The sequence below is a fragment of the Phenylobacterium sp. genome (assembly GCF_036264965.1).
In the GTDB taxonomy this organism is placed as follows: domain Bacteria; phylum Pseudomonadota; class Alphaproteobacteria; order Caulobacterales; family Caulobacteraceae; genus Phenylobacterium.
Genome location: NZ_DATAPY010000038.1, coordinates 1 through 19,484, shown reverse-complemented (window position 1 = coordinate 19,484; position 19,484 = coordinate 1). Strand labels below are relative to the sequence as shown.

Sequence of the window (19,484 nt, the reverse complement as noted above, 5' to 3'; positions counted from 1 at the left end):
CCGGGCTGTGGCCGCCAGCCGCGTTGCCGCCACACTCGTCAGGCTGTACTTAGGCGCCAACTGGCCCGCACTCTCATGCGCGCCGCTTTCGAAAGCCACGGACGCCCGTCATGCGCCGCTCCCTGATCCTCGCCTCCTGCGCCGCCCTGGTCGCCACCCCCTTCGCGGCCCACGCCCAGTACGGCGGCGGCGGCGGCGGGCCGGGCGGTGGCGGTGGCGGCCGTCCCGGCGGCGCGCCCGGCGGCGGCGCCGACCAGGGCCAGGACGACGCCAAGAAGAAGAAGCGCGACAAGGAGTGGGGCGACTCGAAGGCCGCTCTGCCGGCGCTGAAGAACTCGGGCCCCTGCCCCTTTGTGAAGACGCTCTACGACGCGAGCCGCTACGTGGAGTTCAAGGACGCCCGCGAGGCCTCGGCCAATGTCGGCTTCTCCGGCGAGATCCAGGGCATCTCCGCCGGCTGCGAATACAAGGACGACGAGCCGATCAAGGTGACCATGGACATCCTGTTCGAGCTCGGCAAAGGCCCGCAGGCGACCGGCTCCACCAAGACCTATCACTACTGGATCGCCATCACCGACCGGAACCGCGAGGTCATCACGCGGCAGATGTTCGACCTGCCGGTGACCTTCCCGGCCGGCAAGGACCGCGTCTACATGAACGACGCGATCAACCAGATCGTCATCCCGCGCGGCACCAACACCACCTCCGGCGCCAATTTCGAGGTGCTGGTGGGCTTCGACGTGACGCCGCAGATGGCCGAGTTCAACCGGCTCGGCAAACGCTTCCGCGTCAACGCCGGCGTCACCGCGGTGGCTTCGGCCGGGGATACGTCGACCCGCAAATGAGCGACCTGAAAGCGGCCTTAAGCGAAGCGGTCCAGGCCGCCTTCGCGGGCCTTGGCCTGCCGCCAGAGCTGGGCCGGGTCACCGCCTCCGACCGCCCCGACCTCGCCGACTTCCAGTCCAACGGGGCGCTGGCCGCCGCCAAGCGCGTGGGCCAGAACCCGCGCGAGCTGGCGACCGCCGTCGCCGAGGCCCTGGCCGGCGACCCGCGCCTGGCGTCCATCGAGATCGCCGGCCCCGGCTTCATCAACCTGAAGCTCACCGACGCAGCGCTGACCGCACGCGCCCAGGAGATCGCCGACGACCCGCGCCTGGGCGCCGAGACCGTGGCGTCGCCGCGCCGCGTGCTGGTCGACTACGGCGGCCCCAATGTCGCCAAGCCGATGCACGTGGGGCACTTGCGCGCCTCGATCATCGGCGAATCCATCAAGCGGCTCTACCGCTTCCGCGGCGACACCGTGCTGGGCGACGCCCACTTCGGCGACTGGGGCTACCAGATGGGCCTCCTGATCGGCGCGGTGATGGATGAAATGCCGGCCATCCGCGCGGCCGTCGAGACCCTCAACGAAGGCCAGCCGGCCGACACCGGAGTCTTCGAGCTCGTGACCCTGGCCGACCTCGACCGGCTCTACCCCGAGGCCGCCGCCAAGGGGAAGGCGGACACCGACTACCGCGACCGCGCCCGCAAGATCACCGCAGCTCTGCAGCAAAAGCGCCCCGGCTACTTCGCCCTGTGGCAACGCTTCCGCGACGTGACCCAGGTGGCCCTGCAGCGCGACTTCCATGCGCTGGGCGTCGACTTCGACCTCTGGAAGGGCGAGAGCGACGTCGAGGACCTGATCGACCCCATGGTCGCCGAGCTCGACGCCAAGGGCCTCCTCGCCCTCGACCAGGGCGCCCGGATCATCCGCGTCACCCGCGACGGCGACAAGAAGGAGCTGCCGCCGCTCCTGGTGGTCTCCTCCGAAGGCTCGGCCATGTACGGCACCACCGACCTGGCCACGATCCTCGACCGTAAGCGCAGCTTCAATCCGGACCTGGTGATCTACTGCGTCGACCAGCGCCAGGCCGACCATTTCGAGATCGTCTTTCGCGCCGCCTACCTGGCCGGCTACGCGACCGAGGGCCAGCTCAACCACGTCGGCTTCGGCACCATGAACGGGACCGACGGCAAGCCCTTCAAGACCCGCGAGGGCGGCGTCCTGAAACTCGCCGACATGATCGAGATGACCCGCGAAAAGGCCCGCGAACGCCTGCACGAGGCCGGCCTCGGCGAAAACCTGCCCGCCGGCGAGTTCGAGGAGATCGCCGGCAAGGTCGCCGTCGCCGCCCTGAAATTCGCCGACCTGCAGAACTTCCGCGGCACCTCCTACGTCTTCGACCTCGACCGCTTCACCAGCTTCGAAGGCAAGACCGGCCCCTACCTGCTCTACCAGGCCGTCCGCGTGAAATCGGTGCTGCGCCGCGCCGCCGAGGAGGGTGTCCAGCCCGGCCCCATCGCCGTCGCCGAACCCGCCGAGCGCGAGCTGGTCCTGACCCTCGACGCCTTCGAGACCGCGCTCGCCGAGGCCTACGACCGCCAGGCGCCCAACGCGGTGGCGGAGCACGCCTACCGCCTCTCCCAGGCCTTCTCCAAGTTCTACGCCGCCTGCCCGATCCTGCAGGCGCAGCCCGCGACCCGCGCCTCGCGCCTGGCGCTGGCCACGACCACCCTCGCCCAGCTCGAACGCGCCCTGGACGTGCTCGGCATCGCCGTCCCCGAGCGGATGTAGCCCCCGCGAGGCGCCCCATGTCCTGCGACCCCCTCGCCCCGATCTTCGCCGCCTTCGCCGAGCGTGGCGGCGAGGGCTACGGCGAGGACGTCTCGCAGCTCGACCACGCCTTGCAATGCGCCGCGCTGGCCGAGCGGGACGCCGCGCCGCCGCCGCTGATCGCCGCGGCCCTGCTGCACGACTTCGGCCACCTCTCCGAAGACCGCGGCGACGCCGCCGCCCACCAGGCACGCGACGCCCGCCACGAGATCCACGGCGCCCGCGCGCTGCGCCGCTGGTTCGGGCCGGAGGTCTTCGGCCCCGTCGCCCTGCACGTGCTGGCCAAGCGCTACCTCTGCGCCACCGTTCCCGCCTACGCCGCCGCCCTCAGCCCCGCGTCCCAGCTCAGCCTCACCCTGCAGGGCGGCGCCTTCACCCCAGTGCAGTGCGCCCGCTTCGCCCGCACCCGCTTCGCCGAAGACGCCGTGCGCCTGCGCCGCTGGGACGACACCGGCAAGACCCCCGGCCTCCCCGTCCCGCCGCTTGACCACTACCGCCCGCTGTTGGCCAACCTCCTCTCCCCCGACGCGTAGCGCGGCGGGAGAGCCCATCCCCTTCTGCCCCACCCCAAATCTTCGTAAGATCGGCGCCACATGCGCCCCGTCACGAACGTCGAATTGCTGATCCTTCCGGTCGTGATGGGCGTCGCCGCCTGGCAGCTCTGGCGCGCCCGCACCCGCGGTGAGTTCGCGGCGCGCGGCAATGTCATCCGCTACGCAGACTCGCCGGGCCTGTTCCTGACCGGCGTCATCATCTACAGCGCCGTGCTGGCTGGGTTCGCCGCGGTGGCCGTCCTCATGGCCTACCGCGCCCTGGTCCCACTGCCGCTGGCCCAGCGCATGGCCGGCTACTATCCCAGCGCCGCCGTGGCGAAGAAGGTCGAGGGCCACGCCACCCTGCGCTGCCGGGTCACCCCGGCCTACGGCGTGAAGGACTGCCAGGTGACCTCCGAGACCCCGCCGTCCTACGGCTTCGGCGCGGCCGCGATCCAGGTCGCCACCCTCATGACCCTGCCGCCCGCCGACCGCGGCACGATCCGGCCCGGCCAGTTCATCAACCTGCCCATCCGCTTCAAACTGCCGGCCGAAAGCGCTAGCGGCTCAAGATTCCCCCGCAGGGCACACACCCCGCCTTAAACCCACCCCCAACTCACCTGAGACACCGCGCCATGGCGAAATCTCGCGCCCGGCGTCCTAATCACCCACCCGGGGCGTGATAGATCGTTGTCGACATCTGATCGGGCGCCCGGACCTCTCATGAAAATCCTACCCCTCGCGGCGCTCGCCGCCGCGCTTGTCCTGCCGCTGCAGGCCCAGGCCGCCTGCCGGCTGGTGACGGCCGACGTGCCGGTGACCATGGAGGGCCTGCGTCCCCTGGTGGCGGCCAAGATCGGCGGCAAGCCGGTCAGGCTCCTCCTGGATTCCGGTGCCTTCGGCAGCTCGCTCACCGCCACCTTCGCCGCGCAGGAGAAGCTGGCGTCCATCACGGCGAAACCGATCGGGTCCCTGGTGCCGAGCTCGGCCTCGACCGTCACCTCGGGCGTCGTGGGCCATGACACGATGACCGGCATCGTCGTCGCCCCGACCTTCGAGTTCGGCGGCTCGGTCTTCCCGAACGTCAGGTTCCTGACCATCCGCGACATCGGCGGCGCCGCCGGTCTGGTCGGGCAGAATCTGCTGAAGACCTCCGACGACGAATACGATTTCAAGAACGGCCTGTTGCGCCTGGTGCGGCCGCAGGACTGCGAGACGACGGCGCTGGCCTACTGGGTGAAGCCCGGCGAGACCTATTCGATGATCCCGCTCGACGGCGAGGCGCGCACCAACGCCCACAACGTCGCCCTGATCACCATCAACGGCCAGATGATGCGCGCCTACTTCGACACCGGGGCCAGCACCTCCTTCATCACCGCCCACGCCGCCGCCAAGGCCGGCGTCAGGACGACCGACCCCGGCGTGACGCTGGTCGGCGTAAGCCACGGGCTGGACGGCGACACCAAGACCTGGGTTGGCGCGTTCGCGAGCATCAAGATCGGCGACGAGGAGATCAAGAACGGCAAGCTGGCGATCGGCGAGTCGGTCGCCAACGACTTCGACGTCCTGATCGGCGCGGACTTCTTCATGGCCCACCACGTCTATGTCGCCAACAGCCAGGGGAAGCTCTACTTCAGCTACAGCGGCGGCCCGGTGTTCCGCACCTCGGCGCCGCCAAAGGCCGCAGCCAGCGGCGATCCGCAGCCCCGCTAGGCGACCCTACCTCCCCCGCGAAGTGGCGGGGGGGACCGCCCGCCGAAGAGCGGATGGTGGGGGCAAGCCACCGCACCCACGGCCCCGCTCATCCCCGCGCAGGCGGGGACCCAGGCTTTTTCGTAGCTGAGCTGGCTTGGAACGAGGCCGCGCGACCGGACCCTCAGAAACACAAAACCCCTGGGTTCCCGCCTGCGCGGGGATGAGCGGAAAGGGGCGCTCAGGACGCAAACCCTCATGATCCCAAAAATCTCGCGCCAGCGCGCGCGGAAATCAAGAACAAATACGGAACAATCCCGACCCGAATGTGTCGCGCTCAGCTCAACCGAGTTCGTCCACGGTCGGGCGCTCGAACTCCGCCAGCCAGGCTTCGAGTTCGCCTTCCTCAACTGGAAAGGTGTTCGGCGGCAGGGCCGCGTTGCGCACCCTCGCCCGGCGCTGCAGCTCCTCCAACGGGACATCGAGGAAGATCAGCTTGGCGGCGCCCCCGGCGGCCTTGGCGATATCCCGGCCCTCCTGGCGCTCATAGCGATGCCAGAAGCCGGCTTCCAGGATCACGTCGCAGCCCTTCGCCAGCACCCGCGCCGCGATCTCGACCTGGATGCGCTCGATCTCGGAGCGGCGCCCCTGATCGCGGGGGTCCAGGCCAAGGCGTACGATCCACTCGTCGGGCAGCAGGCGCAGCGCACCCTGTTCGGCCTCGATCTCGCGGGCCAGGGTCGACTTCCCGGAGCACGGCAGTCCACAGAGCATGAACAGTGTGGCCATCGCCCAGTGACCTTGAGTTTTGCGCGGCAAGCATACTCCTTCCCACGTGATCGATGACTCCCTACCTCGGCACACCCCAACCTTGACTCCCCACCCCCAATCCCGCATCCCTCCGCCAACTCTCGCGGGAGAGATCGGGACGGGATTCGCCTCTTGAATCCCCACCCCGGAGCCGAAGGCGCAACCGCCCCGGAAACGCTCAGGCAAACGGACCGCGAAGAGCTGATGCACGCTGGAAAGTGCCCTTCGTAGCTCGCCAGAGCGAAGTAGGGACGCCGAAGGAGCAGGGGACACGCCGAACCAGGGCGGTCCGAAATCTCTCAGGCCCAAGGACAGCGGGGGCGCGGGACGCCAGGGATGTGCCCTGGCTGGCCGCCCCATCGTCAGCCGGAGTCCTCCCCGTGGCCCAGTCGCCCACCGACGCCCCTCTCAAGACCACCCCGCTGCACGCGGCGCACTTGGCGCTGGGCGCGCGCATGGTCCCCTTCGCGGGCTACGACATGCCGGTGCAGTACACCGAGGGCGTGCTGAAAGAGCACCTCTGGACCCGGGAGCACGCCGGCATCTTCGACGTCTCGCACATGGGCCAGGCGCGCCTGCGCGGGGTCAATCCGCTGGCCGCCTTCGAGGAGGTGGTCCCCGGCGACTTCATAGGCATGAAGCCCGGCAAGCAGAAATACTCAGTCCTGCTGAATCGCACCGGCGGGATCGTCGACGACCTGATGGCCGCGCGCCCGGTGAACTCCGCCGGGACCGGCGACGACGGTCTCTTCGTGGTGGTCAACGGGGCCTGCAAGGACAACGACTTCAAGGTCATCGAGAGCGAACTCGCCGGCCAGGTGCAGATCGAACGGCTGGAGACCCGCGCCCTGATCGCGCTGCAAGGCCCCGAGGCCGCGGCGGTGTTCCAGCACTATGCGCCGGAGGCCGCCTCCATGGTGTTCATGGACGTGCGCCTGATGACCGCCTTCGGGGTCGACCTGATCGTCTCGCGCTCCGGCTACACCGGCGAGGACGGCTATGAGATCTCGGTCTCGGAAGAGGCCGCCGACGACGTCTGGAACAAGCTGCTCTCCGACCATCGGGTCAAGCCGATCGGCCTGGGCGCCCGCGACAGCCTGCGCCTGGAGGCCGGCCTGCCGCTCTACGGCCACGACCTGGACGAGACCACCTCACCCGTCGAAGGCGACCTCGCCTTCGCCATCAACAAGAACCGCCGCGAGCAGCGCGATTTCCCCGGCGCCGCGCGGATCGTCAAGGAACTCGCCGAGGGGCCGCCGCGCCGCCGCGTGGCGCTGAAGGTCCTGGAAGGCGCCCCGGCCCGCGAAGGCGCCGAGATCGCCGACGCCTCCGGCGATGTCATCGGCGTCGTCACCTCCGGCGGCTTCTCCCCGGTCCTGAAGTGCGGCATCGCCATCGGCTTCGTCTCAGGCGCGAACCCCGAACCCGGCGCCCAGCTGAAAGTCATCGTCCGCGGCAAACCCCAGGCCTGCGAGGTCGTGAAGGCGCCGTTCGTCCCGCATCGCTACGTGCGGAAGGTCGGCTGATGCGCGCGGCGCTCACCCCTCTTCCGATTTCCCCGGCGAACGCCGGGGTCCAAGCCGACTCGCCGCATGGGTTCCGGCTTTCGCCGGGACGAGCGGTCTTAATTTCCAACCTGCCTCCGGAAAGGTCCCACTGATGCGCTTCACCAAGGATCACGAGTGGGTTGAGGTCGACGGCGACGTCGCCACCGTCGGCATCACCGCCTACGCCGCCGAACAGCTGGGCGACGTGGTGTTCGTCGAGACCCCCGACGTCGGCAAGACCGTCAAGGCCGGCGACGGCTTCGCGGTGGTCGAGAGCGTCAAGGCCGCCTCGGACGTCTACGCCCCGATCTCCGGCGAAGTGGTCGAGGCCAACGGCGCCCTCTCCGGCTCCCCCGAGACCGTCAACGCCGCCCCGGAAGCCGCCGGCTGGTTCGCCAAGGTCAAACTCGCCAACCGAGCCGAAGTCGACGCCCTCATGGATCGCCACGCCTACGAAGCCTACCTGCAGACGCTCTGATCCTTTGATCGAACCACGAACCCACACGAACGGACACGAACAGGCCGCAGATGAGCCGAAGGCTCGATCAGGCCGGCAAGACCCCAGGACAGGATCGCCGGCTACGCCGGCCTGTTCGTGTGGGTTCGTGTGGGTTCGTGGTTCCTCCTCTTTCCCTGTGAAGTGACTCCCGCATGCGCTACCTGCCCCTGACACCCGATGACCGCGCCCAGATGTTGGGCGTGATCGGGGCGCCCGATATCGACGCCCTGTTCGCCGACGTGCCGGCCGCGGCGCGCAAGGCGGCCCTGTTCGACCTGCCGACCCGGGCCAGCGAGATGGCCGTGGAGCGCGAACTGGCGGGCCTGGCCGCCATGAACCGGCCGGCCGGCGACGGTCCGTTCTTCTGCGGCGCCGGCGCCTATCGCCACCATGTGCCGGCGAGCGTCGACCACATCATCCAGCGGTCCGAGTTCCTGACCAGCTACACGCCCTACCAGCCGGAGATCGCGCAAGGCACCCTGCAGGTCCTCTTCGAGTTCCAGACCCAGGTCGCCGCGCTCACTGGCCTCGAGGTCGCCAACGCCTCGATGTACGACGGCTCCACGGCCTGCGCCGAAGCCGTGATGATGGCCCAGCGGGTCACCCGCCGCGAGAAGGCGATCCTCTCCGGCGGCCTGCACCCGCACTACGCCGCCGTCACCCAGACCATCGCCCACGCCGAGGGCATGGAGATCGTCCGCCAGGCCGCGGCCCTCGACGCCGAGGCCGCGGTGATCGCCGCCATCGACGCCGAAACCGCCTGCGTCGTCGTCCAGACCCCCAACGTGTTCGGCGTGGTCACCGACGTCTCCACGATCGCCGAGGCCGCCCATGCCGCCGGCGCCCTGCTGATCGTGGTGACCACCGAGGCCGTCAGCTTCGGCCTCCTGAAATCGCCCGGCGAGATGGGCGCCGACATCGCCGTCGCCGAGGGCCAGTCGATCGGCAATGCGTTGAACTTCGGCGGCCCCTACGTCGGCCTCTTCGCCTGCCGCGAGAAGCTGGTGCGCCAGATGCCGGGCCGCCTCTGCGGCGAGACCGTCGACGCCGAGGGCCGCCGCGGCTACGTCCTGACGCTGTCGACCCGCGAGCAGCACATCCGCCGCGAGAAGGCGACCTCCAACATCTGCACCAACTCCGGCCTCTGCGCTCTGGCCTTCACCATCCACCTGTCGCTGCTGGGCGAGACCGGCCTGCGCCAGATGGCGGCGATCAACCACAGCCGCGCCCGCGAACTGGCCGGTGCGCTGAAAGGCACGGTCGAGATCCTCACCCCGCGCTTCTTCAACGAGATCGCCGTGCGCGTGCCGGACGCCGCGCACGTGGTCGAGGACCTGTTGGCGCAAGGCATCGTCGCCGGCGTCCCCTACTCGCGCCTCGCGCCCGAGGCCGGCATGGACGACGTCCTGCTGCTGGCGGCCACCGAGACCACCACGAGCGAGGATATCGCGGCCTTGGCTGCCGCCCTGAAGGGGAGGATCGGCTGATGGCCATGTCCAACGTGGGCCGCCCCACGCAACCCGGCGAAGGCTCCTCCGAAGGCTTCACCTCCCTGACCGGCGGCCGCGGCCTCCTGCAGGACGAGCCGCTGATCTTCGAACTCGGCGGCTGGGACAAAACCGGCGTCGACTTCGATCCGCCGGCGCACGACGCCAGCGACCTCGGCGACCTGGTGCGGTCGGCGCCCATCGGCCTGCCCGGCCTCTCCGAGCCCGAGACGATGCGCCACTACGTGCGCCTCTCGCAGATGAACCACGCCATCGACCTGGCGCTCTATCCGCTCGGCTCGTGCACCATGAAGCACAACCCGCGCCTCAACGAGAAGATGGCCCGCCTGGCGGGCTTCGCCGACCTACACCCCCTGCAGCCGGTCTCGACCACGCAAGGCGCCCTGGAGCTCATCGACCGCCTCGCCCACTGGCTGAAGACGCTCACCGCCATGCCCGCCGTCGCCATGACGCCCAAGGCCGGCGCCAACGGCGAGCTCTGCGGCCTGCTCTGCATCCGCGCCGCCCACGAGGCCGCCGGCCAGGGCCATCGCCGCACGGTCCTGGTGCCGACCTCGGCCCACGGCACCAACCCCGCCACCGCCGCCTTCGTCGGCTACTCGGTCACCGAGATCGCCCAGACCGCCGACGGCCGCGTCGACCTCGCCGACCTCACTCAAAAATTGGGGAATGACGTCGCCGCGATTATGGTGACGAACCCCAATACCTGCGGCCTCTTCGAACGTGACATCATCGAAATCGCCCGCCTTACGCACGATGCGGGGGCGTATTTCTACTGCGACGGAGCGAACTTCAACGCCATCGTCGGCCGCGTGCGCCCCGGCGATCTCGGCGTCGACGCGATGCACATCAACCTGCACAAGACCTTCTCCACGCCGCACGGCGGCGGCGGTCCCGGCGCAGGCCCGGTGGTGCTGTCGAAGGCGCTGGCCCCCTTCGCGCCGGCCCCTTGGTTCGTCCACGGCGAGGACGGCCTGGAGCTGGTCGAGGAAGCCAAGGGCGAAGCCGCCCAGGCCTTCGGCCGCATGTGCGCCTTCCACGGCCAGATGGGCATGTACGTCCGCGCCTATGCCTACATGCGCAGCCACGGCTCCGACGGCCTGCGCCAGGTGGCCGGGGACGCGGTGCTGAACGCCAACTACATCAAGGCCCGCCTCTCGGCCGAGATGACGCCGGCCTTCCCGGACGGGCCCTGCATGCACGAGGCGCTATTCGACGACGCCTGGCTGGAGGGGACGCACGTCACCACGCTCGATTTTGCCAAGGCGATGATCGACGAAGGCTTCCACCCGATGACTATGTACTTCCCGCTGGTGGTGCATGGCGCGATGCTGATCGAGCCGACCGAGACCGAGTCCAGGCGCGAACTCGACCGGTTCTGCGACGCCCTGCTGGCGCTGGCCAAGGCGGCCAAGGCCGGCGATGTCGAGCGGTTTACCGGCGCGCCCTACCTCGCCCCGCTGCGCCGGCTCGACGAAACCTTGGCGGCCCGCAAGCCCAAGCTCACCTGGCGGCCGGAAGCCGACGCGCAACTCGCCGCGGAGTAGACCTTTCCGTAAACGGAAGGAGAAGTCGCGTCCCGCGCGAGGATTTCGTGACCCGCTTGCATCGCAACTGTGGCGCCGGCGCCATCCCGTCGCGAATAGGCGATATGAGCGAAATTTAACCCGGCCGGCGCCTTTACGACTCTAAAGGTCGTTCGCATATCAAGATTGCGCAGCGGCGGTTCGAGCCTCCCTTTGGGCCGTGCGCGCGTTCCCAGGTTCCTGCGCCAGTGACTTTCGCCATGCCCTCCCTGCGCGTCTATCGCGCCTCCGACGAGTTCGCCCGCGAGTTGGCCTCGCGCGTGGCGCGTTGGCTGCTGCTCGGGCTGGGCGGGATCATCATGATCGCGGGCCTGATCCTCGCGCCCCTGCCGGGGCACATCGGCCTGCCGCTGCTGGTGATCGGGTTGATGATCGTGCTGCGCAACTCGTTCCGCGCCAAGCGGCAGTTCCTGCGTATGCAGCATGCCCACCCGAAGATGGTGTTCCCGATCCGGCGCCTGATGCGCCGCGACCCGGAGATTATCCCGGTCATGTGGCAGCAGTACCTGCGTCTGGAGCGGCTGGTGCTGCCCAAGCGGGTCCGCTTCGCCGGCCGCAGCCGCCGCGCCCTTGGCCGGCGGATGAAACGGAAGATGGCCTAACCGGCCGACGTACTCAGATACGAAAACGCCCCGGAGATGCCTCCAGGGCGTTTTTTTGCGCTCAGCCGAGCGGCGGTCCTACTGCAGCTTGCCCGCCAGTTGGCCGATGGCCGCGTCGATCAGCGGGTCGCTCTTGGCGCCGGCGATGCGGGCGGTGAGGATGGTCTCGGCCATCTGGGCGGCGAGTTCCCCGGCAGCGGCCTTCACCTCGGCCGCGGCCTGGGCCTCGGCGGTGGCGATGCGGCGCTCGGCCAGCTGGCCGCGGCGTTCGATCTGCTCGGCGAGGCGTTCCTGGGCCTCAGCCTGCAGACGCTGGGCCTGCTCCTGGGCGTTGGCCATGATCTCGGCGGCCAGCTTCTCGGACTGCTCGCGGTCGGCCTGGATCCGAGCCAGCAGGGCCTGGGCCTCTTCGCGCAAGCGGTTGGCTTCGTCCAGTTGGGCGCGGACCTTCTCGCCCGCATCGCCCAGGGCCTTCCACGCGAACTTGTGCACGCCGGCGACCACCAGGATCACCACGAAGACCACGAAGGCCACGCCGACCCAGAAATGAGCGGAGGTCAGGAGTTCCATCGTCGCTACGATCCCTTGGCCGCGGAAAGCTCCGCAGCCGATGCGGCCCGGCCGGTTAGCCTGGCCACGATGGCGCCGGCCGCTTCGGCGGCGATGCCGGCGACATTGCCCATGGCCGCGTCTCTCGACTTGGCGATCCGGGCCTCGGCCACGGCGCCTTTCTCGGCGAGCTTGGCTTCTTCCACGGCGAGCTTGGCGGTGACCTCGGCCTGGGCCTTGGAGCGCGCCTCCGCGGCCACGCGCTGGGCCGCAGCACGAGCTTGGGCGGTCTCGGCGGCGGCGGCGGCGGCCTGGGCCTCAGCCTCGTCCTTCAGGCGGCGAGCATCGGCGATATCACCGCTGATCTTGCCCTCACGTGCGTCGATCGTCCCGCCGACCCGCGGCGCGGCGAACAGGCGCACGAACAGGATGACGAACAGGAAGACGCCCAGGAACCAGATGATCTGGCCCGGCCACCACTGGAAGTCGAACTGCGGCAGGCCGGCGGACGCGTGTTCCGCCGGGGCCGTGCTTTCTTGGGTCTCGGTCGCCATCGGCGATCAGCCTCTCAAACAGTCGGGCTTAGGAGCCGAACAGGATGATCAGCGACACCACGAAAGCGAACAGGCCCATGGTTTCGGTCAGCGCCATGCCGAGGAAGAGCATGGTCTGCTGGCTGGCGGCGCCCGCCGGATTGCGGATGGCGGCTTGCAGGTAGGAGCCGAACAGCACGCCCAGGCCGACACCGGCGCCGATCATGCCCATGGCGGCGAGGCCCGCGCCGATCAGCTTGTAGGTGTGGAAGTCAGCGACCGCGTTCATGTCAGATAGTCCTCTTGAAGATTTCGGGTTGGGTTAGTGGCCGTGACCGAAGTTCACGACCTCGTTGAGGTAGACAGTGGCCAGCGCCGCGAAGACGAAGGCCTGCAGGATCGCCACCACCAGCTCCAGTCCGGTGAGCGCCACGATCATGGAGAAGGAGAGCGCGCTGGGAATGAAAGCCAGGGTCGCCACGCCGCCGGACAGCGCCAGGATGCCCAGCGCCACCACGAAGGAGCCGAACAGGCTCATCACAACGTGGCCGCCCAGCATATTGCCGAACAGACGCATGGCCAGGGTCACCGGGCGGACGAAGTAGGACAGCATCTCGATCGGGACCATGAACACCAGCATGACCTTGGGCATGCCCGACGGCGCGAACAGCGTCACGAACTTCGGCCCGTGCTTCACGAAGCCCAGAATGAAGATGCTGAAGAAGGTCAGGACCGCGAGCGTCGCGGTGATCGCCAGCTGCGCCGTCACCGCGAAGGTCAATTCCATGCCACCGACGTTGAAGATTGCCAGCACCACGCTCATCAGGTTCAGCACGAGGATGATCAGGAACAGCGAGAAGATGTAGGGCACGTAGGGCTTGCCCTCGTGGCCGATAATCGGCCCGACCAACACGCGGTCGATGATGTTGTAGAGGCTCTCGGCGAGCGCCTGGCCGCGGTTCGGCACGATCTCGCGCCGCGCCGTCAAGGCGAAGAACAGCACCAGGATCACCGCGCCGGCGATCATGCTGGCCACGGAGTTGGTGATCGACATGTCGATAGCCATGCCGCCGATATGCACGACAGGCAGGTCCACGATCTTGTGGACCATGAACTGTTCCATCGGCTGGATGGCCGGTTGGTTCGACATAAGGGCCTTAGTCCTCGTCCTTGTCGTCGGTCGCGCCGGGAACCGTCCCGCTCGCGCCCAGTGCTATCTTGTTCGCCCTTCCCACGGCCGTGACCGCGGTGAAGATCGAGAACCCCGTGCCGATCAGCAGGCCGCCGACCACGCCCCAGGGCGCTGTTACCTTTGCGTAGTGATCCAAGAGCCAGCCAAGGCCGACGCCGCCGAGCACCCCGCCAACCACTTCCCCCACGAAGCGGTAACCCTGCGCCATGGCCGCGTGAGTCTCGGGACTCACCTTGCGGGCCTGCGCGGCCTCCGCCGCTCCCAAGCGCTGATCGAGGCTGGCTAGGGCCTCATCTGGCGGCTCATGGGGGTGTGGCATACGTCGGAAGGCCTAGTGACCGCGACGTCGCCGCCACGGTGGGGGCTTTTTGGTCGCGCGGAACCTATAGACCGTGCTGCGGCGCGTCAAGGCTGGGCGAACACAGTTTATCATATTGTTTTTAAAGGAGTTTTGTGAGGTCGCGACACATGGTCCGCGACCTGGGCTCACGAGGCGCCGCCTGCCCCCGCGTCAGCTCTGCCTCACTGCGCCGCCATGGCCTCCGCCTGGCAGAGGTCGACGCTGACCAGCTGGGACACGCCACGCTCAGCCATGGTGACGCCGAACAGGCGGTCCATACGGGCCATGGTGACGGGGTTATGTGTAATGGCGATGAAGCGGGTCTCGGTGCGCCGGCGCATCTCATCCAGCATGTTGCAGAAGCGGTCGACGTTGGCGTCGTCCAAGGGCGCGTCCACCTCGTCGAGCACGCAGATCGGCGCCGGCTGGGCCAGGAACACCGCGAAGATCAGGGCCGTGGCGGTCAGCGCCTGCTCGCCGCCGCTCATCAGGCTCATGGTCGCCATGCGCTTGCCGGGCGGACAGGCGTAGATCTCCAGACCGGCTTCGAGCGGGTCCTCCGACTCGACCAGCCGCAGCTCCGCCTGCCCGCCCTGGAATAGGGCCTGGAAAAGCGTTTTGAAATGCTCGTTGATCACCTCGAAGGCGGCCAGCAGGCGCTCGCGGCCCTCGCTGTTCAGCTCGTTGATGCCTTCACGCAGGCGGGCGATCGCGCCCGTCAGGTCGCTGCGCTCGGCCTGCATGGTCTCCAGACGCGCGGCGTGCTCGCCGGCTTCTTCTTCGGCGCGCAGGTTGACCGGGCCGATGCCGTCACGCTGGCGCTCCAGATTGTAGAGGTGCGCCTCGATGCCGCCGGCGTCGGTGGGGATGGCCACCGCCTCGTCGGCCAGCTTCTGGGCCAGGGCCTCGGGTTCGATGCGGGCGGTCTCGTGGATCTGAGCGGAGACCTCCGAGAGGCGGGCGGCGGCGGCCTCGGAATGGGCGGCCAGGCTGGCGCGGACTTCGCGGGCCTCGGAAGCGGCGGCCTCGGCAGCGCGGAGCGCTCGGTCGGCCTCGGCGCGCTCGTGCTCGGCGCCGGCCAGTGCGTCGGAGGACTTGGCCCGTCGGGCCTCGGCCACCGACAGTTCGTCCAGCAGGGTCGCGCGGCGGGTCTCCAGGGTCTCCGGAGCGGCCTTGGCCTTGGCGAGCTCGGCCTCGGACTTGGCGCGGGCGGAGGCCAGGGCCTCCAGCCGCTTGGCGGCGGCGACGGAGCGCTTGGTCCAGTCTTCCCGGTCAGCGGTCAGCGCCTCCAGGCGCCGTGCGCGGCCGCCCTTCTCGCGGACCTCCACGTCGAGGGCCGCTCGCGCCTCCGCGGCGGCCTCGCGGGCCGGGCCCGCGGCGGCACGGGCGGCGGTCAGGCGCTCGGCCAGGTCCTCGCCATCGGTCTCGTTTGTGACGGCGGCCTCGGCCGTGGCCAGCGCCTGTTCGAGTTCGGCCATCTCAGCAGAGAAGCGGGCAATGACGTCGTCGAGGGAGGCGGCGTGGGCTTCCTTGCGGGCGGCCTCGCGATCGAAGCGTTCCAGAGCTGTCCGCGCGGCCAGCGCCTTTTGCTCGGCGGCCGGCGTCTCGCGACGCGCCGCGCGCAGCGTCTCCTCGATGGCGGCGAGCTTGGCGGCGGCGTCCTTCTGTGCGGTGCGCGCGGTTTCCACCTTGGGCGTCAGGCCTTCGATTTCGGCCTCGACTTCCGCCAGGCGCGTCTTCTGTTCCAGGCGCACGGCGGCGGCCTTGGGCGCATCGGCGCGGGCCGTGAAGCCATCCCAGCGCCAGAGGTCGCCTTCCTTGGAGACCAGCCGGCAACCGGGCGCCAGGCCCGCCTGCAGGGCGTCGCCGTCGGCGCGATCGACCAGGGCCGTGAAGGCGAGGCGCGCGCCGAGCGCCGCGGGCGCCTTGACCAGACCGCTGAGCGGAGTCGCGCCCGCGGGCCACGCCGGCGCCTCGGCGTCGCGGCCGCCCCAGAAGGCCGGCGCGGTCTTGTCGAGGGCGGCGTCCAGGTCATCGCCCAAGGCCGCAGCCAGCGCCTTCTCGTAGCCGCGGTCCGGCGACACCGCATCCAGCGCCGGCGCGAACCCGCCGCGCTTGGCCTGGGCCACCAGGGCGGCCAGGGCGCGGGCCTCGGCGGTCAGGCGGCCGAGCTGTTCGTCGAGCTTGCGGGCGGCCTCGCGAGCCGCAGCCTCGGCGGCCTGCGCGGCGGTGCGGTCGTCTTCGGCCTTGTCGAGGGCAGCGCGGGCGGCGGCGAGCGCCGCTTCCGCGGCGTCCAGTTCGGCCTTGGCCTGGGCGGCCTGCGGATTGGCAGCGACGGCCAGGGCCTCGCGCTCGGATTTGGCCTGGTCGAGAGCGCGGCGGGTGCGCGAGAGGCGCGCCTGAGCCTCTTCCACCCGATGAGCGGCAGCCTCGCGGACGGCTTCCTGCGCGGCGAGGTGGGCGGCCAGGGCCTCGACCTCGGCGTCGGCGGCCGCGCGCGCGGCTTCGGCGGCCTTGGCAGCGGCTTCCAGCTCGGGGATGCGTTCCGGGGCGACCTTGATCGCCGCTTCCAGAGCTTCGAGATCGTCGGCCAGGCGTCGCAGCGCCGCGCCGGCGTCCTCGACGATATGTTCCTCGCGGGCGCGGTCGGCGTCGATGCGCGCCAGATCGCCGGTCAGGCGCTCCAGCTCGGCGGCGTGAGCCTCGTGCTCGCGGTCCAGCCGGTCCTTGTCGATGGCCAGCTTGTGCAGGATCGCCGCGGCGATGGTTTCGGCCTCGCGTAGGGGCTTGATGGCCTCTTCGGCGGCGGCGGCACGGGTCGTCGCGGCAGCCGCTGCGCCGGCGGTGTCCTCGACCGCGCGGATGGCCGCGGCAGCCTCAGCGCCCAGGCGTTCCGCCGCGGTCTTGGCCTCGGCCCAGCGGGCATAGAGCACTGCGCCCTGCAAGGCACGGATCTCGGCCGACAGCTTCTTATAGCGTTCCGCCTGGCGGGCCTCGCGCTTCAGACGGCCGAGCGTGGTCTCCAGCTCGCGCGCCACGTCCTCCAGCCGCGCCAAGTTGGCCTCGGCGGCGCGCAGGCGCAGTTCGGCTTCGTGACGGCGGGAATGTAGGCCGCTGACACCGGCCGCCTCTTCCAGGATCATCCGCCGGTTCTGCGGCTTGGCGGCGATCAGCTCGCTGATCTGCCCCTGGCGCACCAGCGCCGGCGAGTTGGAGCCGGTCGAGGCGTCGGCGAACAGCAGCTGCACGTCGCGGGCGCGAACCTCGCGGCCGTTGATGCGGTAGGTCGAGCCCTCGCCGCGGTCGATGCGGCGGACCACCTCCAGCACCGGGTTGTCGTTGAAGGCCGCCGGCGCGCGGCGGTCGGAATTGTCGATGGTCAGGGAGACCTCGGCGTGGTTGCGCGAGGTCCGGTTGCCGGAACCGGCGAAGATCACGTCGTCCATGCCGCCGGCCCGCATGGCCTTGGCGGAGTTGGCGCCCATCACCCAGCGCAGGGCTTCCAGAAGGTTCGACTTGCCGCAGCCGTTCGGCCCGACGATCCCCGTGACGCCGGGTTCGATCCGGAACTCGGTCGGATCGACGAAGGACTTGAAGCCCGAAAGGCGCAGCCGCTGGAAGTGCACGGAGGTCTAGCGGCCTCCCTTTGTGGCGGCCGCGATGGTCGCGTCGAGCTCTTGCGGCGTCAGCGGCACAGTCTCGATCTTCTTGCCGTTGATGAACAGGGTCGGCGTCGAATTGACCCCGTCCTGATCGGAGGCCCGCTTGGCGCGGCCCACCACCGCATCCACCTCCGCCTGGTTCTGCAGGCAGGCGTCGAAGTGGGCGGCGTCGACGCCGTTGGCCGCGCCGATCTCGACGAGGATCGGCTTGACGTTGCCCTGCGTCCAGCGCGGCTGGCTGCGGAACACCTGGTCGACCACGGTGAAGTACTTATCCGGCCCCGCGCAGCGCGCCAGCAGGAAGCCGGCGGCGGCCACATTGGCCGGCTCAGTCAGCATTTCCTTCAGCGTGTAACGCACCTTGCCGGTGTCGATGTACTTGGCCTTCAGCGCCGGAAAGACCGCGTCGTTGAAATGGCCGCAGTGCGGGCAGGAGAGCGAGGCGTATTCGATGATCTCGATCTTGGCCTTGGGATTGCCCAGGCTCATGTCGTCGGGCGCCGCGACCGGGGCGGCCAGGGCGGCGCCGGCGGCGAGCGCGGCTGCGGCGGCGATCAGGGCGAAGCGTCGGTTCAGCATGGGGGCTCCTATCCTGCGGCCTTGGCGATGGCGGCGTCGAGCTCGGGCAGGGTCATCTCGCCCTCAACGCGCACGCCGTTGATGATGAAGGTGGGGGTCGAGGTGATCTTGTCCACACGCACGTGGCGGTCGACCCGTGCGGCCAGTTCCTTTTCCGCGGTGGTGTCGCGCATGCAGGCGTCGAGCTGCGAGGGGGTCATGCCGCCCGGGCTGGCGGCGATGCGAGCCAGGACGGCGCGCGGATCGCCCGTGCGGACCATGTCGTCCTGGCCCCGGAACACAGCCTCCAGCACCGGGAAATAGCGCCCAGGGCCCGCACAGCGCGCCAGCAGGAACCCCGCCGCGGCCAGGGCCTGCGGCTCGGTGAGGTATTCCTTCAGCGTGTAGCTGACCTTGCCGGTGTCGACGTACTTCGCCTTGAACGCCGGGAAGACCTCCATGTCCCAGCGCGCGCAATGCGGGCAGCTGGCCGAGGCGTATTCGATCACCTTCACCCGCGCCGCGGGATTGCCCAGACTCATGTCGCCAACCTGGGCCACCGAGGCGGGGTCCAGCGGCTTTTTCGCGCAACCGGCCAACATCAGCCCGCCAGCCGCCAGCACGGCCGCCAGGACTGCTGCGAGGATGGGTCGGGCCGACGTCATTGCGGACAGGGTCTCCTACGAAGGGCTGAGTAAACCCCGATTCCATCCGGGGCCACCAACCGTGCGACGGGCGATGACGTCGCGGGTGTTTCGTCAGTCCGTGGCGCGGGCGCGACGCAGGACGCCCCGGCCCAGCGCCAGGAGCGCGCTCTTCAGCTTGCCGTCGGGCGCGGTGGCGAGTTCGGTCTGCAGGCCGGCTTCCGCGGCGGCGTCCAGCGGCGGCAGGCGGCGGCGCGGCTTGGCGGCGGGTTCGTACTTGTTCTGCAGCGGGCCCTGGACGATGCGCAGCTTCTGCACCGCGTCGGCGCCCAGGAACAGGTTCACCCGGGCCAGGATCTCGTGGGCTTGGTGCTGGATGATCGCCGCGGCCGGGCCGGCCACCCGGATCTCCAGCGACGAAGGCCCGCCGTTGCGGCCGCGGACCAGCTTCACCGGCTCGGTGCGCCGGGCGACGTCGGCGCCGACGATCTCGCGCCAACGCGCCTGCAGCGCGCCCGGCCCCTGGCCGAACTTCGCGTCGAGCTCGCGGATCAGCTTGCCCAGCGCGCGGCCGGC

Annotated in this window: 20 protein-coding genes and 1 riboswitch; of the genes, 10 read left to right on the top strand and 10 right to left on the bottom strand. The window is 69.7% G+C overall.

Going from position 1 to position 19,484, the window contains the following annotated elements:
- The first annotated feature begins 110 nt into the window (after positions 1-110).
- From VHS75_RS05115 to VHS75_RS05095, 5 genes are all read left to right on the top strand, one after another.
- On the top strand, positions 111-845 hold the full coding sequence (locus tag VHS75_RS05115) for a Tat pathway signal sequence domain protein (RefSeq protein ID WP_329637529.1): 735 nt from the start codon (positions 111-113) through the stop codon (positions 843-845).
- Entirely contained in the window at positions 842-2,614 is a 1,773-nt protein-coding gene (gene argS / locus VHS75_RS05110) for an arginine--tRNA ligase (protein ID WP_329637528.1), read from the top strand. The genes VHS75_RS05115 and argS overlap by 4 nt, the downstream gene beginning before the upstream one ends.
- A 17-nt stretch (positions 2,615-2,631) precedes the next feature.
- Entirely contained in the window at positions 2,632-3,186 is a 555-nt protein-coding gene (locus tag VHS75_RS05105; protein WP_329637527.1) for a phosphonate degradation HD-domain oxygenase, read from the top strand.
- A gap of 60 nt (positions 3,187-3,246) precedes the next feature.
- Positions 3,247-3,789, top strand: coding sequence for a TonB family protein (locus VHS75_RS05100; protein WP_329637526.1), 543 nt, complete (start codon positions 3,247-3,249; stop codon positions 3,787-3,789).
- A gap of 120 nt (positions 3,790-3,909) precedes the next feature.
- Positions 3,910-4,899, top strand: a complete 990-nt coding sequence (locus VHS75_RS05095; RefSeq protein WP_329637525.1) for a retropepsin-like aspartic protease — start codon at positions 3,910-3,912, stop codon at positions 4,897-4,899.
- Positions 4,900-5,220: 321 nt separating this feature from the next.
- Here the strand turns inward: VHS75_RS05095 and VHS75_RS05090 are convergent, their stop codons facing one another.
- Complete coding sequence (locus VHS75_RS05090) at positions 5,221-5,667, bottom strand: ATP-binding protein (RefSeq protein WP_329637524.1); 447 nt, start codon at positions 5,665-5,667, stop codon at positions 5,221-5,223.
- Positions 5,668-5,782: 115 nt separating this feature from the next.
- A riboswitch (glycine riboswitch) is annotated at positions 5,783-5,892 on the top strand.
- Positions 5,893-6,068: 176 nt separating this feature from the next.
- On the opposite strand from VHS75_RS05090, the gene gcvT reads away from it, so the two are divergent.
- The 5 genes from gcvT to VHS75_RS05065 all read left to right on the top strand — a co-directional run bounded on the left by gcvT (position 6,069) and on the right by VHS75_RS05065 (position 11,430).
- Positions 6,069-7,214: a glycine cleavage system aminomethyltransferase GcvT gene (gcvT, locus tag VHS75_RS05085; protein WP_329637523.1), complete on the top strand. Its 1,146-nt coding sequence runs from the start codon at positions 6,069-6,071 to the stop codon at positions 7,212-7,214.
- A 133-nt stretch (positions 7,215-7,347) separates the two neighbouring features.
- A complete protein-coding gene (gene gcvH, locus VHS75_RS05080; RefSeq protein WP_329637522.1) occupies positions 7,348-7,713 on the top strand; it encodes a glycine cleavage system protein GcvH in 366 nt (121 codons plus the stop codon).
- A 173-nt stretch (positions 7,714-7,886) separates the two neighbouring features.
- Positions 7,887-9,221, top strand: coding sequence for an aminomethyl-transferring glycine dehydrogenase subunit GcvPA (gcvPA, locus tag VHS75_RS05075; RefSeq protein WP_329637521.1), 1,335 nt, complete (start codon positions 7,887-7,889; stop codon positions 9,219-9,221).
- Positions 9,221-10,789, top strand: coding sequence for an aminomethyl-transferring glycine dehydrogenase subunit GcvPB (gene gcvPB / locus VHS75_RS05070; RefSeq protein ID WP_329637520.1), 1,569 nt, complete (start codon positions 9,221-9,223; stop codon positions 10,787-10,789). The genes gcvPA and gcvPB overlap by 1 nt, the downstream gene beginning before the upstream one ends.
- Before the next feature lie 239 nt (positions 10,790-11,028).
- Positions 11,029-11,430 carry a hypothetical protein gene (locus tag VHS75_RS05065; protein ID WP_329637519.1) on the top strand — a complete coding sequence of 134 codons (402 nt, stop codon included), beginning with the start codon at positions 11,029-11,031 and terminating at the stop codon, positions 11,428-11,430.
- Positions 11,431-11,508: 78 nt separating this feature from the next.
- Here VHS75_RS05065 and VHS75_RS05060 read toward each other — a convergent pair whose 3' ends face one another.
- The 9 genes from VHS75_RS05060 to VHS75_RS05020 form a co-directional block, all read right to left on the bottom strand.
- Positions 11,509-12,000 carry an ATP F0F1 synthase subunit B gene (locus tag VHS75_RS05060; RefSeq protein ID WP_329637518.1) on the bottom strand — a complete coding sequence of 164 codons (492 nt, stop codon included), beginning with the start codon at positions 11,998-12,000 and terminating at the stop codon, positions 11,509-11,511.
- A 5-nt stretch (positions 12,001-12,005) separates the two neighbouring features.
- A complete protein-coding gene (locus VHS75_RS05055; protein ID WP_329637517.1) occupies positions 12,006-12,533 on the bottom strand; it encodes a hypothetical protein in 528 nt (175 codons plus the stop codon).
- A 28-nt stretch (positions 12,534-12,561) separates the two neighbouring features.
- Entirely contained in the window at positions 12,562-12,801 is a 240-nt protein-coding gene (locus tag VHS75_RS05050) for a F0F1 ATP synthase subunit C (RefSeq protein ID WP_325554026.1), read from the bottom strand.
- 33 nt (positions 12,802-12,834) lie between these two features.
- Positions 12,835-13,662: a F0F1 ATP synthase subunit A gene (locus VHS75_RS05045; RefSeq protein ID WP_329637516.1), complete on the bottom strand. Its 828-nt coding sequence runs from the start codon at positions 13,660-13,662 to the stop codon at positions 12,835-12,837.
- A gap of 7 nt (positions 13,663-13,669) precedes the next feature.
- The gene (locus VHS75_RS05040) at positions 13,670-13,936 is read right to left on the bottom strand and encodes a hypothetical protein (RefSeq protein WP_329637515.1); all 267 of its coding nucleotides are present in this window, start codon (positions 13,934-13,936) and stop codon (positions 13,670-13,672) included.
- A 290-nt stretch (positions 13,937-14,226) separates the two neighbouring features.
- Positions 14,227-17,670 carry a chromosome segregation protein SMC gene (smc, locus tag VHS75_RS05035; protein ID WP_329637514.1) on the bottom strand — a complete coding sequence of 1,148 codons (3,444 nt, stop codon included), beginning with the start codon at positions 17,668-17,670 and terminating at the stop codon, positions 14,227-14,229.
- Between the two features lie 6 nt (positions 17,671-17,676).
- Positions 17,677-18,285 carry a DsbA family protein gene (locus VHS75_RS05030; RefSeq protein WP_329637513.1) on the bottom strand — a complete coding sequence of 203 codons (609 nt, stop codon included), beginning with the start codon at positions 18,283-18,285 and terminating at the stop codon, positions 17,677-17,679.
- An 8-nt stretch (positions 18,286-18,293) separates the two neighbouring features.
- Positions 18,294-18,929 (bottom strand): DsbA family protein, encoded by a 636-nt coding sequence (locus VHS75_RS05025; RefSeq protein ID WP_329637512.1) that lies wholly within the window; start codon positions 18,927-18,929, stop codon positions 18,294-18,296.
- 93 nt (positions 18,930-19,022) lie between these two features.
- Positions 19,023-19,484: DUF721 domain-containing protein (locus VHS75_RS05020; RefSeq protein WP_329637511.1), on the bottom strand; the 462-nt coding region annotated here is incomplete at its 5' end.

Excerpts from the sequence above, each read along its gene's own strand:
- gcvPA (WP_329637521.1), top strand. The coding sequence starts at position 7,887 with ATGCGCTACCTGCCCCTGACACCCGATGACCGCGCCCAGATGTTGGGC.
- VHS75_RS05030 (WP_329637513.1), bottom strand. The coding sequence starts at position 18,285 with ATGCTGAACCGACGCTTCGCCCTGATCGCCGCCGCAGCCGCGCTCGCC.
- VHS75_RS05065 (WP_329637519.1), top strand. The coding sequence starts at position 11,029 with ATGCCCTCCCTGCGCGTCTATCGCGCCTCCGACGAGTTCGCCCGCGAG.
- VHS75_RS05090 (WP_329637524.1), bottom strand. The coding sequence starts at position 5,667 with ATGGCCACACTGTTCATGCTCTGTGGACTGCCGTGCTCCGGGAAGTCG.
- VHS75_RS05050 (WP_325554026.1), bottom strand. The coding sequence starts at position 12,801 with ATGAACGCGGTCGCTGACTTCCACACCTACAAGCTGATCGGCGCGGGC.
- gcvPB (WP_329637520.1), top strand. The coding sequence starts at position 9,221 with ATGGCCATGTCCAACGTGGGCCGCCCCACGCAACCCGGCGAAGGCTCC.
- VHS75_RS05045 (WP_329637516.1), bottom strand. The coding sequence starts at position 13,662 with ATGTCGAACCAACCGGCCATCCAGCCGATGGAACAGTTCATGGTCCAC.
- VHS75_RS05025 (WP_329637512.1), bottom strand. The coding sequence starts at position 18,929 with ATGACGTCGGCCCGACCCATCCTCGCAGCAGTCCTGGCGGCCGTGCTG.
- VHS75_RS05115 (WP_329637529.1), top strand. The coding sequence starts at position 111 with ATGCGCCGCTCCCTGATCCTCGCCTCCTGCGCCGCCCTGGTCGCCACC.
- VHS75_RS05105 (WP_329637527.1), top strand. The coding sequence starts at position 2,632 with ATGTCCTGCGACCCCCTCGCCCCGATCTTCGCCGCCTTCGCCGAGCGT.
- VHS75_RS05060 (WP_329637518.1), bottom strand. The coding sequence starts at position 12,000 with ATGGAACTCCTGACCTCCGCTCATTTCTGGGTCGGCGTGGCCTTCGTG.
- VHS75_RS05095 (WP_329637525.1), top strand. The coding sequence starts at position 3,910 with ATGAAAATCCTACCCCTCGCGGCGCTCGCCGCCGCGCTTGTCCTGCCG.
- argS (WP_329637528.1), top strand. The coding sequence starts at position 842 with ATGAGCGACCTGAAAGCGGCCTTAAGCGAAGCGGTCCAGGCCGCCTTC.
- VHS75_RS05055 (WP_329637517.1), bottom strand. The coding sequence starts at position 12,533 with ATGGCGACCGAGACCCAAGAAAGCACGGCCCCGGCGGAACACGCGTCC.
- VHS75_RS05100 (WP_329637526.1), top strand. The coding sequence starts at position 3,247 with ATGCGCCCCGTCACGAACGTCGAATTGCTGATCCTTCCGGTCGTGATG.
- gcvH (WP_329637522.1), top strand. The coding sequence starts at position 7,348 with ATGCGCTTCACCAAGGATCACGAGTGGGTTGAGGTCGACGGCGACGTC.